The following is a 16,522-nucleotide window of genomic DNA, read 5'->3' on the forward strand; positions in this document are numbered from 1 at the left end:
GGAAGTCACGCGTTGCATGGCGGCATCCGTGTTGCGTCCGGTCCAGACGTCCTCCACGATGGAGGCATAGTCTTCGCGGTTGTAACGGGCCGGCTTGGTGAAAGCCACGCGGTTCGCCGGATTGTTGGTCAGGCAGAGGCGATAATTGTAGGACTGCACGGCATTGTCTTTCTTGAACGTGCTGCCGTCACCTTCCGGACCGCCCCAATATTTGTAGACGCGTCCGGCTCCGGGTTCGCCGAACTCGTCTTTCCCTTCACGGCCTACGCGAAAGGGGACTCCGGCGGCGGCTCCGAGGTCACCTTCGTAGGTGGCATCCAGGAATACCGAACCGGTGTATTCCTCCATCTCCCCGGTTTCCCGGTTCAGGATGCGGATCTTCTCGATGCGGTTGTCGCGCATGACGATGTTTTCGTCTTCGGCATCGAACTGGCGCATGGTGAGGACGGTGATCTTGTCCTTCTGCCCGTCGAGCATCTTCTGGAAGATGCGTGCCCCGACGGAGGGTTCGAAATGGTAGCCGTCGCTGCATACTTTCACCTGCTCGGAGTCAGGGCCGTAGGTGTCGATATAGTATTGTTTCACTCCGTCCACAAACTCACGGAACAGGCCGGTCGTGGCGGCACGGGTGGCGATGTCGGTTGCTCCGAGTCCGTTGGCGGGAAGTCCGCCGACATAGCGGGTACGTTCGAGTATCACCGATTTCTTCCCCATCCGGGCGGCCGAGATGGCGGCCATGATGCCTCCGGGGTTGCCGCCGACGATCACCAGGTCGTAGGACGACTGGCCGAATGCGGCCGCACAGGCCAAAAGGAGAGAGAGTATAAGTGTTTTCTTTCTCATAAAGTGCTATTTACTAATTAATATTTCATAGGCATAACGGACGTAACAACTTTACAAACCGTTTACATATTATCAAAAGCTATAAAACAAGTATTTTATTTTGAAGCTAAAGAGAGGAGTGCAGATTCTACACTCCCCACAAGAAGCAATTCAGAAAATTGAATTTATATAATCCCCAATTGCTATTACATTATTAAAGAATTCTTTTATACTGCTTCTTTTCCATTGGAGATATAGAAGTAAGATCTGCGATTTTTACAGGTTGCTTCGATGCTATACTATTGCGTGCAGCTATCCCTACCAAGCAAGCTAATGCCCCATCTCTACTGTTAGCACACTGGTGATACGGATCATCGACATTGGGAAGGAACAATTGATCTTTCAGAAGCGCATCACCTCCTCCATGTCCTGAAGTTCCAAACGGTATATGTATATATTCTCGCTTAGAAAAGTTTTTAAACAACACAATCTCGTCATAATTTACATCTGAAGTTTTTCGTGACTCTTGTATCCAGGCTTCTAACCGGCCTTTTGTTCCATTAAAAGCGATACGGTAACCTTCATAAGGAGAATAGGTTGTTAACGAATATGCTACCTGTACCCCATTTTTGTAATGGATAGTTGCTGCCATTTTGTCGAAAATATTGACATCATTTCTAAATACACAACCATCACGTAAATAACCATCATATTTTTCGTTGGCTACATATATATCCATATGGCTTTTAACCTTGGTAATATCAAAGAAAAACGGACATTGTCTGGTTTGGGAACAGGTACGACAATTTTTCGCCCTCATCGTTCCATTTTTACCGTAGAAATTCAATTCACCTAATGCATATACACTTTCCGGATCACTATCGATCCACCAGTTTAAAAGGTCAAAATGATGGCTGGCTTTGTGTACCCATAACGAACCGCTACATTCAACGAGCCTGTGCCAACGCCGGAAATAGTCGGCTCCGTGTGAAGTGTCAAGATACCAATGGAAATCTACAGAAGTGATATCACCTATTTCTCCAGCACGAAGCAACTCCCATATTTTAGCCCTATGAGGAGAATATCTATAATTAAATGTAACTCGACAATGTTTTCCAGTTCTTTCTTCGGCATCCAAAATTGCCTGTATTTTCTTTTCATCAATGGTCATTGGCTTTTCAGTGATGACATTTGCACCAAACTCCATTCCACGGATTATGAACTGATGATGTGTACTATCCATTGTTGTAACGATCAACACTTCAGGCTTTGTTTCTTTCATCATCTTTTCAAAATCCGTGTATGTAGGACAAGAGACTCCGATCATTCTTTTTCCCGTTTCAACACGTCCTTCATTGATATCGCAAAGTCCAACGAATTCAATATAATTGGAATAACTATCTACCAAGTCCTTTCCCCACATAAATATTCCCCTTGAGCCAGTTCCAACCAAAGCTACAGTTATTTTTTTATTCGATCTAAAAGGAATATTTTCTATTGAGGAAGCTCCTAAATTGGAACTAATCAAGGAACTTCCAGCAATAATACCGGATGTTTTCAAAAAATCGCGTCTCGAGATATTACTTTTCATTTTTTAATTTATTTTATTATTAACTTCTATAAAAAATATGCAGGCCAATCTACCTCATTTATGTATCTATACCCACCAATTATACTATTCGCATAACAATGCATAAGTGCACCATAACATTGGAGCCTGCCCATGATAATCTCCCGTAATACGGGGACGATTATAATAAAATTGGAGATCGTTTTTCTTATCCGTACCAACACAAACTTCCTCAACATCTCCATCTTCATTGATATAGGGAACTAAAGCAATCCAAGCCTTCCGTGCCACCGAACCATACTCGGTAGCATCCAACCAACCTTTTTTTACTCCCATTATCATCGCATAGGCAAACATCGCAGAACCGGATGTTTCCGGCCAGCAATCGGTTTTATCCACCAACTGGTTCCACATGCCGCTTTCACTCTGGTAATCTTTCAAGCTCTTCATCATAAGACGATAACCTTCTAAAATACGAGTACGATTAGGGTTATCTTTCGGAGTGGACAATAGAAGTTCTGCCATACCGGCTGCCATCCAACCATTTCCTCTAGCCCAGAAATAAGGAACATCGGGAGCATGATAGAATAGACCGTTAGGACGCTGCAATTCATCCAGATAAACAACCATTTCTTTGGCTGCCCGATCGATATACTTACGTTTTCCTGTTGCATGATAAGCTTGCGCCTGTACAATCGTAATCATAAACATATCATCGATCCAAAGACGAGTTTGCCAAGACAGACCTTTATCTGCCCAAGCTTTTTCCTCCGGTGTTGCTCCTTCGGGCAATGTCCATTGCGTATCAGCATACGGCATACCGAGTTCAAAATATTTTTTATCTTTTGTTATCCTATAAAATTCCAGCGGAAGACATCCGAACATATTCCGATTCACATGATTCATTATTGGTTGATATGACTTTTCAACAGTAAGTAGAAAATCAAATCGATCTTGCAATTGTTTGATAAGTTTTTTATCTCCTACCACATTGGCATATCTCAATGCTCCAAACCAAGTACAAACCTCTGCATAATGAATCCATCTACCTCCAAACATGTGTTTAGAATGAATAAAACGCTGACCTAAAATTGTCCCAACTTTTTTGGGGGAACACTCACTAGGTAAATCCTCAAAATATTTTTTTTGTGCACTTGCAGGTTGTACTAAACAAATAAACAGGTACATGATTGAAAAGAAATAAACAAAATGTTTCATACTTAAATATTAAATTAAATACGGAATCAATCAAAATCACTCAAACTTATTTCAATTCATGGGACTGTGTCACAAAATGCCTTTTGTAACACACCGCCATGAATTTTACTTGATCTGCTCTTTTTATTTTTATTTAAAATTTAGCAAATACACCATTTATTCCATACTTTTTAATCATAACCTGGATTCTGTTCAAGTACAGCCCCCACATTTGCATCTATTTCACTTTGAGGAATTGGGTAAAACTGATGATGCTCACGAATATTTGGTGCATTGTACACATTATATTTTACAGTCCTTTCATACAATTTTCCCATTCTACTTAATGTCAATCTTCTCTTTTCTTCAATACCTAACTCACGTAATCTTTCATCCAAAATAAAATCTATCGTAACCTCTGATGCCGTAATCAACGAAGCTCCAGCTCGTTTTCTAACAACATTAATATCTTCTGCAGCTGCAGACAAATCACCTTTCAGCAAATAAGCTTCAGCTCTCAGCAAATAAGTTTCTGCAAGTCGCATATCATACCAATCTGTATAAGTAACCCCTGCCTCACTTCTTAACTCTCCGGTTTCCTCATTTGCAATCATTGAAGCTGGATGATTATTAGGGGTTGTACATTTCGTCTGATAAGGATAAGCTCCACGAGACCAAATACCTTTTTCTTTTAAACAATATTGATTTTCTGCAGTATTGATATCAAAATAAACTCCTTGATATTTCTCTGGTCCATTAGGATTATTATATTTAATCCCTCTAGGGAAATTATATTCTGAAACTCGAATATCTCTATAATCTATCTCACCATCAGCATTATACCATATTTCATTCGAAAAATGAAAAGTCGGCATTAGCCATCCCGTACCACGTCCGCTAACAGTTGTCCACAACATATCCGCAAGGATATTTTTGTCCCAAGGATCTGTTGCTAATGGAGTATTTGGAGCATGATATCTTTCCATCTGATAGCCGGTTCTCTTCGTTGAAGATTGTCCACCACCCAAAATATCTAATTCAAATTGTATTACAAATATAGCTTCCTTATTTCCATTAGATCTATTCTGATTGCCCCTTTGAAAAAGATCCCAATATAAATCTCCCGGTTCATCTTTACGGGACCCAAATCGTTCTGTCATTAAACCCATTGCAGGATTATTGATTGCAGCAGAAGCTGATTTAACTGCCAAATCATAATTTTTAGCGGCTAATGCTATTTCAGCTAGAAGATGATTTGCAGTCACATTAGATACTCGTCCATCTGCTACTTTAGAAATATCAGGTAAGTAATTAGCTGCAAATTCCAAATCCGCAATAATCTGTTCCAATACCTCCTCTTTAGAAGCACGTACAAAATCATCTTTAGAAGATGTTATTTCCTCCACAACCAAAGGAACACCACCATACAAAAATACAAGATATCTATATGCCAAAGCCCGGAAAAATTTTGCTTCAGCTGCCATTGCATTCTGCTCTTCTTCTGTTAATTCGGAATCAGGCAACCTACTTATAATCGTATTCGCATTTGCAATGATTTTATAATTACCTCTCCAATGATAAATTACTTTAGCAGTTGTAGGATCCAATGTTGCAGGATAATCACTAAAAAATCGAACGACATTTGGCTGACCTGCATGAATAAAATCTGTTCCCCAGAAAAAATCATATTCATTGTCATTACCACTATAATATAATGAACGATAACCTCCATACAATTGTATTATTGCAGAGTCAAAATTTTCCTTCGTTTTATACATATTCTCTGCCGTATACTTTCCAGATGGAATCTCCTTCAAAAAATCAGATTCGTTGCATGAACAAAAAGATATCAACATGCAGAAACAAATTAAATATATTATCTTCATTTTGCTTTTTATTTTAATGTTAATTCAAGTCCAATTGTAAAATGTCTCATAACAGGTCGACCTCCATATCCAAGACCACTGCCCGTCTCAGGATCCCATCCATCCCATTTCGCCCAAGTGCATAGATTCTTACCTGAAACAGATAATCTCAAAGCGTCTACATAGATTTTAGATAATAATCCGGGATTAAAATCATAACTTAAAATTACATCTTGTAAACGCACAAAACTTCTTTTTTGATAAATATTCGGATTAATAGAACTTGTTCCTGCAGGATTTCTAAATTTTCCATTTGGATTAGATGGAGTCCAAAAATCTACTTCTTCATACATTCCTTTTGATGATATAAACTGGGGGGTATATGCACCAAATACATCTGCATTCGCCAAGTATCCATTTTTTCCACCTTGAACAGAATTTAAGAAAATTTTAAGAGTAAACCCTTTATAACGGAAAGTATTATGCAAACTAAAACGATAAGCAGGATCAGATTGTCCTAAGATAATACGATCGTCTGCCGATAATTTACCATCACCACTATGATCAACGATCCGATAACTTCCTGGATAATAACCTTCAGGGATATTATCATTTAACTGATAAATTCCGTCTACATCATAGTGATAAATTGTACTTAACGATTGGCCAATAAACAAATTACTAGAAACTAGATCATCTTCAATGCCATCTCCATTAACATCCCCTAAAAGATGATTAATTTTATTCTTGTTACGAGAGAAATTAAAAGTCACATCCCAACTGAAATTTTTATTCCTAATAGGAGTTGCATTCAGAGTCAGTTCTATACCTTGATTAGCAATTTCTCCCATATTATCCACAATTTCTTTAAAACCAGTAATTTCAGGAAGTGTTTTTTTCCAAATCAAATCTTTCGTCGTTGTCCTGTAATACTCTATATTCCCTGTTATTCGATTATTTAGCACACCAAAATCCATTGCAATGTTAATTCCATGAGTCTTCTCCCACTTCAAATTTGCATTTGGAAGATTGGACAATGATTGGCCATACGCAGAACTACCTCCATCACCAAAAACATACGCAGCAGAAGATGAAACCGTTGCTAACGAGCTGTACCTACTAACCAAATTACCATTCACACCATAACTTGCTCTCAATTTCAGCAAATCCAACCAATTAGCCTGTTTCAGAAATGATTCTTCCGAAGCAATCCAGCCTAACGCAAAAGAAGGAAAGTAAGCAACCTTTTCATTCGTCGCAAACCCAGAAAAACCATCTCTTCTGATTGTTCCTGTCAACATATATTTTGACATAAGAGAATAATTTGCTCTAAACATCTGATAAGAAGAGGCTTCTTCCCATGATTGAGATGTCGTGTATTGATTTTTCCCTTGAGCCAAATCATTATAACCTAATGTCTGGTTTGCTAAATCGGTCGATCTTGCAGTAGTATTCTCATACTCCCGCTCCGTCCGACCAATAACCAATGTCGCATCAATATGATGTTGATCAAAATCTTTGGTATAATTCAAAATATTATCGAACGTATAACTATAAGCTGTACCATTCACTTTCTTAGCTTCTCCTGTTTCCGCCTGTGCATATTCATTAGAATTAAACTGCCTTTCCCACTTAAGCATATTTCCATAATTAATATCCCAACTAAATCCAGGAAGGAATGAAATGTTATTTAATCGAGCATAGAAATTTCCAAACAATTCATTTCGCTTATCCATATCCTTATTATAAAGTCCGATTAAAGGATTAGTAAAATCTCCACCTAGAATTACCAAATTTCCATCATCACCATATGGCATTCTTAAAGGCCCAGCCTGCGTCAATTGCGTAAGATTAGGAGACTCACCTGAATAATCAGAAAAAGAACCAAAAGCTTGAGTTCCAATTTTCAACCAATTAGTAACTGAAGTTTCAAGATTTACACGAACTGTTTTTCTATTAAACTTATCATTGATTATATAGTTGTCCTGTTTATCATATCCAAAAGACATATAATAATTAACTTTAGAACTCATACCTTGAATGCCTACATTGTGTGTCATTATAGTCGCATTATTAGTTCCTAAATTCCACCAATCCGTATCAGCACCAGCCCTATAACCTTTTGCGATGGAGGCATCTGTAAAAGGTGCAGAAGTTTCAATATTATAATCGGGGTTATCTTTTGTATAACCAGATTCTTCTGTATAGGCTTCTTGCCAAAAGATATCACGAATCATTTGCAGATAAGAATCTCTATTTTTTGAATGCAACCTATTATAAGGAGATCCCACAGAAAACGAAGTGTTATAAGTAATTACGGGTTTATCTTGACTCTGTCCACGCTTAGTTGTTATCAAAATTACTCCATTTGCAGCTTGTGCTCCATAAATAGCTTTACTACTTGCATCTTTTAAAATATCAAATGATTTAATATCATTCGGATTCAAACTTGTTAAACTTCCATAATAAACAATACCATCTAAAATGATCAGAGGATTTTGACTTCCGGAAATAGTAGATCGTCCTCGCACTGTAATACTTGGACTTGCCCCCGCCTCATCCACCATCCCAACATTCAATCCAGGAAGAGTTCCTTGTAATCCTTGTAATATATTGACATTAGGAGATCCTTTCAATGCTCCTAAATCGGCAGAAGCAACCGATCCTGTCATGTCTTTCTTCCGCATAGTCCCATATCCGACGACTACCACCTCATCTAGATTTTGAGTATCTTCTACCAATTTAATATGAAACTTATTTTTATTTCCAATTAGTATCTCTTGGGAAACATATCCTATATAAGAAATTTGCAACAGAGAAGAAGATGCGACATTCAATTCGAAATTCCCATCAATATCAGTGATGATACCATTCGTCGTCCCCTTCTCCACAACATTCGCGCCGATGATCGGTTCGCCTTTTTCATCTTTGACAACGCCGGTGACTTTTTTTGTTTCGGAAGATGCCGGGGCTTTTCTGGAGATGATTACATGGCCGTTGCTGAACGTGACGGAACAGTTCGTGCCTTCCAGCAGTTGTTCCAGGACGTTCCTGACGTTGTTGCCGGCCGGTACTTTCTTGATCATGCGTGAATCGTTGACATCTTGGGTGTTGTAGTCTACGAAGAGTTTCGTCTGTTGTTCGATTTGCTTGAAAGCCGCCTTTAAGGTTAAATTGTTTCCGGACAAACGAACCTGTTGATTTTGAGCAAATACGAACGAGCTGCCAAGAGACAGGGCTCCAATTATACATAGACGGGAAAGCGTTTTTCCCGCTTTTATAGGTATTAGATTAGTTAATTTCATATATTTGTATGTTTGAAAATTGAATATTTATTATTTCCAACGTTTTACGTTGAGTCCAAAAAAGTCACAATTCGGTTTCAAACGCCGGAAAGAGGGATTTTCGCACTTTCGTTCTTTCCGGTTTTCTTTTGTTCATCCTGTCCTCTCCTTTCTTTTTAATTTATAAATACAACATTTCCCTTTATCTTGAAACGAATGCCGATCAGCTGTTGCAAAACAGCCAATACATCCTCCAGGGTTTCATGCGGGGCAAACTTGACATTGTAATACTCGTCCGCATATTTCTGGGAATTATAATGGATCGTCACGTTAAACTTCCGTTCCAGCGAAACCATCAGATGGTTGAAAGAGACATTCTCGTAGATCAGGTAGCCGCTACGCTCCATCTTATAGAGCGAAGCATCGACCGGCCGGACCGTGACCGTATGCGCCGCATGCGAATAGACCAGACGTTCGTTCGGCTTCAGGATAGCCGGCTGGTGTTCGCCCGCCTTAACATCCACCTTGACGCTCCCCTCTTCCAGGATCGTGCTCGTGCAGGAATCGGCCGGATAGGAAGCAACCGTAAATACCGTACCCAAAGCCTGCACATCCAGATAAGTCGTCTTCACGATAAAAGGCTTTTCCGGGTTTTTCCGAACCGTGAACGACGCCTCGCCTGTCAGGTAGACCGTACGCGTTTCCGTATCCGCAAAGTCCTTCGGGTAAACGAGCAACGAACCGGCATCGACCCACACCCGCGAACCGTCCGGCAAAATGACCTGCCGGCTCTCGCCATAAGGGACGAACAATTCCGCCATCTCCACATGCCGGGCGGGTTTCAGGCGGTCCGTAACGAAAAAGGTCGCCGCTCCCGTCAATAGCATCAATGCGATTACCGCCGCATATCTGATCCACCCGCGATACATCGGGACGGAATTCCGGCGGACTGCTTCCACCTGTAAATGTCCTTGCAAGGCCTCCCAGTCTTCGCGGGTCTCGGCAGTCGCTTCTGCCGGCGAATGTTCCCAAAAGGCCTGCAACATATCGGTCTTTTCGGAAGTCCCATCCTCCGCCCGCAGCCAGCGTCCGAACAGGACACGCCCCGAACGGGAGAAATGCTTTCCGAAATAAAGTTGTATGATTCGTTTTATATTGTTGTCGTTTTCCATAAAATCCCGTGCTTTATAATGGAGTCGGCTTACTATGGGAATACACACAACCGGATATGTACTTTTTTTCAAGTTTTCTTTGCCATGTCTTTCGATGGGGGCAGGAGTGGGGAATATAACTTGGGGCAGGGAGACTCCCCTTGCCATTTTTTTACTCTCAGGATTTATTTGTATATCTAAGGCATCGAATGGTTACTCAGATGCAAGTGTAATCTGTTTTCGACCCTGTCGTATATATTCCCGACAATGTCAAACATATACTTGACAATGTCGAACTTATTCTCGACAATGCAGAAAACAGATTACACTTGCATCTAATCAAAAACACATTGGCATCTCACATCAAACCTGTGCCAGTGCCTGGTCCAGATCATCAATGATATCATCGATATATTCGGTACCGATGCTCAGGCGCACCGTGGAAGGCGTGATATGCTGTCCGGCCAACTCTTCCGGAGTCATTTGAGAATGGGTAGTCGTATATGGATGGATCACAAGGCTCTTCACATCAGCCACATTGGCAAGAAGGGAGAAGATTTCCAGCGAATCGATAAACTTCCAGGCCGCTTCCTGCCCGCCTTCGATCTCGAAAGTAAAAATACTGCCAGCGCCTTTCGGGAAATATTTTTTATAGAGTTCATGATCCGGATGGTCCGGAAGAGCCGGGTGGTTCACTTTGCTCACTTTCGGATGTTCGGACAAATACTCGACGACTTTCAAAGCATTGGCAACATGACGCTCCACACGGAGGGACAAGGTTTCCAGCCCTTGCAGCAGGATAAAAGCATTGAAAGGCGAGATCGTGGCTCCTGTATCACGCAGAATGACGGCCCGGATACGAGTGACGAAGGCTGCCGGGCCCGCCACGTCGGCAAAGACCGCCCCATGATAGCTTGGGTCCGGTTTGCCCAAAGTCGGGAACTTATCGGCGTTTGCTTTCCAGTCGAAACGGCCACTGTCCACAATCACGCCTCCCAAGCTCGATCCATGCCCGCCGATAAATTTGGTGGCGGAATGGACGACAATATCGGCCCCGTGCTCGATCGGGCGGATCAGGTACGGCGTACCGAACGTATTATCCACGATCAACGGGATATTATGACGATGGGCCACCTCCGCCACAGCATCGATATTGGTAACATCAGAATTGGGATTACCGAACGTTTCGACATACACCGCTTTCGTATTCTCCCGGATAGCAGCCTCCAACGCCTGCAAGTCATTGACATTTACAATCGTGTGGGTAATGCCCTGAGCCGCTAACGTATGCGTAATCAGATTGAAGGAACCGCCATAGAGATTGTCGGCAGCCACAATATGGTCGCCCATCCCAAGTATATTCTGCAAGGCATACGTCACGGCCGCCGCACCGGAAGCCACCGCCAGACCAGCCACTCCCCCTTCGAGAGCGGCGACACGCGCTTCAAAAACTCCCTGGGTCGAATTGGTCAGGCGGCCATAAATATTCCCGGCATCACGAAGGCCGAAACGGTCTGCCGCATGTTGTGAATCATGAAATACATAAGATGTTGTCTGATAAATAGGGACGGCACGAGCATCAGTTGCGGGATCGGCCTGTTCTTGCCCTACATGAACCTGTAATGTCTCGAAATGTAATTTCTTTGTTGCCATAGTCGTATTATTTTAAATTGTTCTTCTTGCTTATTTTCCAGCAAAACTATAGCAGACAGAGATATCAGACAAGATATATGGGAAATACAGAAAATAACGCTATTTTTACGGCCATCAACAGAACGCATAAACTGTATCAGGATCGAAAAAAGGATTCCGATAGAATTTTATTCTTATGAACACACTTGAGAAATTAGACAAAGTAGACTTGCAGATCCTCCGTACCCTGCAATCGAATGCCCGGCTCACCACAAAAGAGCTCGCCGCGAGTGTCAGCCTCTCGTCGACACCCGTATTCGAACGCCTGAAACGCCTCGAAAACGGAGGATATATAAAGAAGTACATTGCCGTGCTGGACGCCGAAAAGCTAAACCAGGGCTTCGTGGTCTTTTGCAGTGTCAAGTTGAGGAGACTGAACAAAGAGATTGCGGCGGAGTTCACAAGAATCATACAGGAGATTCCGCAAGTCACGGAATGCTACAACATATCGGGGAGTTACGACTACCTGCTGAAGATCCATGCGCCGAATATGAAGTATTACCAGGAATTTATCCTGAACGTGTTAGGCACGATCGACAGTCTCGGCTCGCTCGAAAGCACCTTTGTGATGGACGAGGTGAAGCATGAATACGGAATCCATATTTAACACGCCGCCCCGTCCCTATCTCGCATTTATTACTTCAAGGCATAAATCCGCTGGATGATGTCCACGACCTTCATGCCTTCCAGTACGTTGGTCGTGATGCATTCCGAACTTGCACCGGAAAGGACACGGACCACATTGCGGATCACGAAATTATGGTTCTGGGCGGAACCTTTATAAGGACCGTAGTCATTTCCCGGATTCGTCGGCGCCAGTTCCGGCATTTCATAATCTTTGATATGACAGTATTCGACTTCGTTCATATACTGTCCGCCGATTTTCACGCTTCCGTTCTCCGCAACAATCAGCATACTGCTTTCCATGTTCCTGTTCCAGACAGAAGTGGAATAGCTCAGACTCCCCATCCCGCCGTTCACGAAGTTGAAATTCACAAAACCCGAATCTTCAAAAGCCGTAAGTCCGGCATGGTTGAAATCGGCAAAGCGGGCCTGGATATTGCAGATATCCCCGAAAAGCCAGTACATAATGTCGATGAAATGGGAGAACTGGGTAAAAAGCGTCCCTCCGTCCAAAGCGGCATCGCCATGCCAGCCACCGGGTTTATAATAACGATCGTCACGGTTCCAATAGCAATTCAACTGGACCATATAGATCTTGCCTAACTTACCCGAATCCACCATCTCCTTGATCCAGACGGAAGGAGGAGAATAACGGTTTTGCATGACGCAGAACACTTGTTTACGGTATTTCAGCGAAGCATAGACCACCTTCTCGGCATCGGCAAGCGTCAGTGCCATCGGCTTCTCGATCACGACGTGATGCCCGGCTTCGACAGCCCGGATGGCCATAGAGGCATGCAGACCGTTCGGTACGCAGATATTCACGACATCGATGGAAAGTCCGCTCTGCAATAATTCCGTAAGGGATGAGAAAAACGGGACATCGTATGCTTCAATGCCCAATTCTTCACGGGGACGAATATCACAAAGGGCCACCAACTCGGCTCCCGGATCGCGTGTCACCATCTCGGCATGACGTTTGCCGATATGGCCGCAACCGATTACTGCGAATTTTATCTTCTTATCCATAATCACTTTAGTTTAGTGAGGGTATCTGTTATATATTGCTGTTGTTCGGATGACATCTCCGTATGGATAGGTAGGGAAAGGACGGATTCGCACAAACGGGCGGAGATGTCCAAACTGCCGGATATACGGGAGATGTGCCGGTAGGCTTCCTGATGATGTACCGGTAAGGGATAATAGATCATGGATGGGATTCCCCGCTCTTTCAACAGACCCTGAAGGACATTCCGCCGGCCGTCTTTTACCTGGACCGTATATTGATGATAGACATGAGTCGAAAACGTCGACTTCGTCGGGAGAACCAACAAGTCGCAGGAAGACAAGGCTTCATCGTACCGGAAAGCGACCTGCCGGCGGGCCTCGGTGAACTCCTCCAGATGCTTCAACTTCACATCCAGCACGGCAGCCTGCAACGTATCCAGGCGGGAGTTACATCCGATCCGCCTATGATGGTATTTGCATTCCTGACCATGATTGGCAATCATGCGGATACGGGTAGCCAGCACCTCGTCGGAAGTCATCAACGCGCCTCCGTCGCCATAGCAGGCCAACGGCTTGGACGGGAAAAAGGAAGTCGTCCCGATATGTCCGATCGTGCCGGCCTTTCGTACCCGTCCGTCGGAAAACGTATAATCGGCGCCGACGGATTGGGCATTATCTTCCACGACATACAGATGATAGGCATCTGCCAAAGCCATGATCGGCTCCATATCGCAGGGTTGTCCGAACAGGTGGACGGCCACGATCGCCTTTGTCCGCCCCGAAACAGCCGCTTCTATTTTCCGGGGATCGATATTGAAGGTCCGGGGATCGACATCCACCAGCACAGGCGTCAGCCCTAACAAAGCGACAACCTCGGCTGCCGCTATATAAGTAAATGCCGGTAGGATCACCTCATCGCCGGGCTGAAGTTCCAATGCCATCAAGGCGATCTGCAAGGCGTCCGTCCCGTTTCCGCAAGGGATCACGTATGGGATCTGGAGATAGCCGGCCAGATGCCCGGCAAAGGCTTTCACCTGCGGACCATTGATAAAGGCACAACTGTCGATCACCGACTGCATGGCCTCATCGATCTCCTCTTTGAACCGGAGATATTGTCCATGCAAGTCGACCATCTGTATCTGTTCTTCCAACATTATATTATCTATTTCACTTCGCTGCCCGGTTTCACCTCTTTCTCAGGCATGATGACAGCCAGCTTGCCGTCGAAGTTTTCTGCAGAAAGGATCATTCCTTCGGAAACGATGCCTTTCAGCTTGCGCGGAGCCAGGTTGGCAATGAAGCAAACCTGCTTGCCCACAAGCTCTTCCGGCTTGTAATGCTGGGCGATACCGGAAACGATCGTACGTTTCTCCAGACCGTCATCGATACGGAACTGCAACAGCTTGTCCGCCTTAGGCACTTTCGTACATTCCAGCACGGTCCCGACACGGATATCCAGCTTCATGAAATCATCAAACTCGATATTCTCGCGGATGGGTTTCGCCTTGTAGTTCGCTTCCTCGTTTGCCTTCTTCGTGTCCAGCAGCTTTTGTACCTGCGCTTCGATCACGCTGTCTTCGATCTTCTCGAACAACAGTTCCGATTTGCCCAACTGGTGGCCGGCTTCCAACAGGTCGGTCGATCCCAGACGGTTCCAGCCTAACGGTTCGACATTCAGCATCTTGTTCAGTTTCTCCATGCTGAACGGCAGGAACGGTTCGAAAGCGATCGCCAGATTTGCCGTGATCTGCAAAGCGATATTCATGATCGTGGCGACACGTGCCATATCGGTCTTTGCCAACTTCCAGGGTTCGGTGTCAGCCAGGTATTTGTTTCCGATACGCGCCAGGTTCATCGCTTCTTTCTGGGCGTCACGGAAATGGTACGTATCCAGCAGACGTTCCACGTCGGCCTTTACATTCGCAAAGTCGGTCAATGTCTGACGGTCATAATCGGTCAGCTCGCCGGCGGCCGGCACCTTGCCTTCGAAATACTTTTCGGTAAGCACCAAGGCGCGGTTGACGAAGTTACCTAAGATGGCAACCAGCTCATTGTTATTGCGTGCCTGGAAATCTTTCCAGGTGAAATCGTTGTCTTTTGTCTCCGGAGCATTGGCCGTCAAAACATAGCGCAACACATCCTGCTTGCCCGGCATATCCACCAGATATTCGTTCAACCAGACAGCCCAGTTGCGGGAAGTGGAGATCTTGTCGCCTTCCAGGTTCAGGAACTCATTGGCCGGCACATTCTCCGGCAGGTTGTAAGAACCTTCGGCTTTCAGCATGGCCGGGAACACGATACAGTGGAACACGATATTATCCTTACCGATGAAATGCACCATCTTGGTTTCAGGATCTTTCCACCAGGTTTCCCAACTTTCGGGGAGCAGTTCTTTCGTATTGGAGATATATCCGATAGGCGCGTCGAACCAGACATACAGCACCTTTCCTTCCGCACCTTCCACCGGCACGGGAATGCCCCAGTCGAGGTCGCGGCTTACGGCGCGAGGCTGCAATCCCATATCCAGCCAGCTCTTGCACTGTCCGTACACGTTCGGTTTCCATTCCTTATGTCCTTCCAAAATCCACTGGCGCAGAAACGGTTCCCATTTGTCCAAAGGCAGATACCAGTGTTTGGTCTCTTTCATCACCGGCTGGCTGCCGCTGATGGCAGACTTCGGGTCGATCAGGTCCGTCGGGCTCAAAGATGTACCGCAGGCTTCGCACTGGTCGCCATAGGCTTTCTCATTGCCGCAATGCGGACAAATCCCGGTTATATAGCGGTCGGCAAGGAACTGTTTTGCTTCCTCGTCATAATACTGTTCGCTTGTTTTCTCGATAAACTCGCCTTTATCATATAAGGTACGGAAGAAGTCCGATGCCACCTGGCGATGCGTAGGCGAAGTCGTACGGGAATAGATATCGAACGAGATGCCGAAATCCTCAAAAGACTTCTTGATAATGCCATGATAACGGTCCACCACATCCTGCGGCGTAATTCCTTCTTTCTTCGCTCTCAGCGTGATAGGCACTCCATGCTCATCCGATCCACCGATCATCAAAACTTCTTCCCCCTTCAGGCGAAGATAGCGTGCATAAATATCAGCAGGCACATACACCCCGGCCAAATGACCGATATGCACCGGTCCGTTCGCATACGGCAACGCCGTAGTTATCAGCGTTCTCTTAAACTGTTTTTCCATACCTTGTGTTCTCTTTTTGAGGCACAAAGGTAAGGAATAATTTGGTTAGATGGAAAAGATTAGTTCCCTGTTTAACCATCATTTTAGCCGTTTCACGGCTAAAAAAG

Annotated in this window: 11 protein-coding genes; 1 reads left to right on the forward strand and 10 read right to left on the reverse strand. The window is 44.3% G+C overall.

All coding sequences use genetic code 11. The annotated features are described in order from the left end of the window. From ACW6QF_RS09915 to ACW6QF_RS09945, 7 genes are all read right to left on the reverse strand, one after another. A partial coding sequence (locus tag ACW6QF_RS09915; RefSeq protein ID WP_456087687.1) for an FAD-dependent oxidoreductase occupies positions 1–843 on the reverse strand: 843 nt, incomplete at its 3' end. A 193-nt stretch (positions 844–1,036) separates the two neighbouring features. Next, on the reverse strand, positions 1,037–2,413 hold the full coding sequence (locus tag ACW6QF_RS09920; RefSeq protein ID WP_456087688.1) for a Gfo/Idh/MocA family protein: 1,377 nt from the start codon (positions 2,411–2,413) through the stop codon (positions 1,037–1,039). Positions 2,414–2,497: 84 nt separating this feature from the next. Then, positions 2,498–3,610, reverse strand: coding sequence for a glycoside hydrolase family 88/105 protein (locus ACW6QF_RS09925; RefSeq protein WP_456087689.1), 1,113 nt, complete (start codon positions 3,608–3,610; stop codon positions 2,498–2,500). Positions 3,611–3,780: 170 nt separating this feature from the next. Further along, positions 3,781–5,475 carry a RagB/SusD family nutrient uptake outer membrane protein gene (locus ACW6QF_RS09930; protein WP_456087690.1) on the reverse strand — a complete coding sequence of 565 codons (1,695 nt, stop codon included), beginning with the start codon at positions 5,473–5,475 and terminating at the stop codon, positions 3,781–3,783. Between the two features lie 8 nt (positions 5,476–5,483). Then, positions 5,484–8,759: a SusC/RagA family TonB-linked outer membrane protein gene (locus ACW6QF_RS09935; protein WP_456087691.1), complete on the reverse strand. Its 3,276-nt coding sequence runs from the start codon at positions 8,757–8,759 to the stop codon at positions 5,484–5,486. 155 nt (positions 8,760–8,914) lie between these two features. Next, complete coding sequence (locus ACW6QF_RS09940) at positions 8,915–9,910, reverse strand: FecR family protein (RefSeq protein WP_456087692.1); 996 nt, start codon at positions 9,908–9,910, stop codon at positions 8,915–8,917. Between the two features lie 342 nt (positions 9,911–10,252). Next, entirely contained in the window at positions 10,253–11,542 is a 1,290-nt protein-coding gene (locus tag ACW6QF_RS09945) for an O-acetylhomoserine aminocarboxypropyltransferase/cysteine synthase family protein (protein WP_456087693.1), read from the reverse strand. Between the two features lie 175 nt (positions 11,543–11,717). Between ACW6QF_RS09945 and ACW6QF_RS09950 the strand changes: the two genes are divergently transcribed. Beyond that, positions 11,718–12,188 (forward strand): Lrp/AsnC family transcriptional regulator, encoded by a 471-nt coding sequence (locus tag ACW6QF_RS09950; RefSeq protein WP_005639984.1) that lies wholly within the window; start codon positions 11,718–11,720, stop codon positions 12,186–12,188. 29 nt (positions 12,189–12,217) lie between these two features. On the opposite strand, the gene ACW6QF_RS09955 is transcribed toward ACW6QF_RS09950, so the two are convergent. From ACW6QF_RS09955 to metG, 3 genes are read right to left on the reverse strand one after another with little or no spacing between them, the layout of a single operon-like run. Further along, positions 12,218–13,234, reverse strand: a complete 1,017-nt coding sequence (locus ACW6QF_RS09955) for a Gfo/Idh/MocA family protein (RefSeq protein WP_298554085.1) — start codon at positions 13,232–13,234, stop codon at positions 12,218–12,220. 2 nt (positions 13,235–13,236) lie between these two features. Further along, the gene (locus ACW6QF_RS09960) at positions 13,237–14,367 is read right to left on the reverse strand and encodes a DegT/DnrJ/EryC1/StrS family aminotransferase (protein ID WP_456087694.1); all 1,131 of its coding nucleotides are present in this window, start codon (positions 14,365–14,367) and stop codon (positions 13,237–13,239) included. A gap of 8 nt (positions 14,368–14,375) precedes the next feature. Continuing rightward, positions 14,376–16,415, reverse strand: coding sequence for a methionine--tRNA ligase (gene metG / locus ACW6QF_RS09965; protein ID WP_456087695.1), 2,040 nt, complete (start codon positions 16,413–16,415; stop codon positions 14,376–14,378). Positions 16,416–16,522 lie beyond the last annotated feature (107 nt).

It is taken from the genome of Parabacteroides sp. (assembly GCF_977054455.1).

Excerpts from the sequence above, each read along its gene's own strand:
- ACW6QF_RS09920 (WP_456087688.1), bottom strand. The coding sequence starts at position 2,413 with ATGAAAAGTAATATCTCGAGACGCGATTTTTTGAAAACATCCGGTATT.
- ACW6QF_RS09925 (WP_456087689.1), bottom strand. The coding sequence starts at position 3,610 with ATGAAACATTTTGTTTATTTCTTTTCAATCATGTACCTGTTTATTTGT.
- ACW6QF_RS09930 (WP_456087690.1), bottom strand. The coding sequence starts at position 5,475 with ATGAAGATAATATATTTAATTTGTTTCTGCATGTTGATATCTTTTTGT.
- ACW6QF_RS09935 (WP_456087691.1), bottom strand. The coding sequence starts at position 8,759 with ATGAAATTAACTAATCTAATACCTATAAAAGCGGGAAAAACGCTTTCC.
- ACW6QF_RS09940 (WP_456087692.1), bottom strand. The coding sequence starts at position 9,910 with ATGGAAAACGACAACAATATAAAACGAATCATACAACTTTATTTCGGA.
- ACW6QF_RS09945 (WP_456087693.1), bottom strand. The coding sequence starts at position 11,542 with ATGGCAACAAAGAAATTACATTTCGAGACATTACAGGTTCATGTAGGG.
- ACW6QF_RS09950 (WP_005639984.1), top strand. The coding sequence starts at position 11,718 with ATGAACACACTTGAGAAATTAGACAAAGTAGACTTGCAGATCCTCCGT.
- ACW6QF_RS09955 (WP_298554085.1), bottom strand. The coding sequence starts at position 13,234 with ATGGATAAGAAGATAAAATTCGCAGTAATCGGTTGCGGCCATATCGGC.
- ACW6QF_RS09960 (WP_456087694.1), bottom strand. The coding sequence starts at position 14,367 with ATGTTGGAAGAACAGATACAGATGGTCGACTTGCATGGACAATATCTC.
- metG (WP_456087695.1), bottom strand. The coding sequence starts at position 16,415 with ATGGAAAAACAGTTTAAGAGAACGCTGATAACTACGGCGTTGCCGTAT.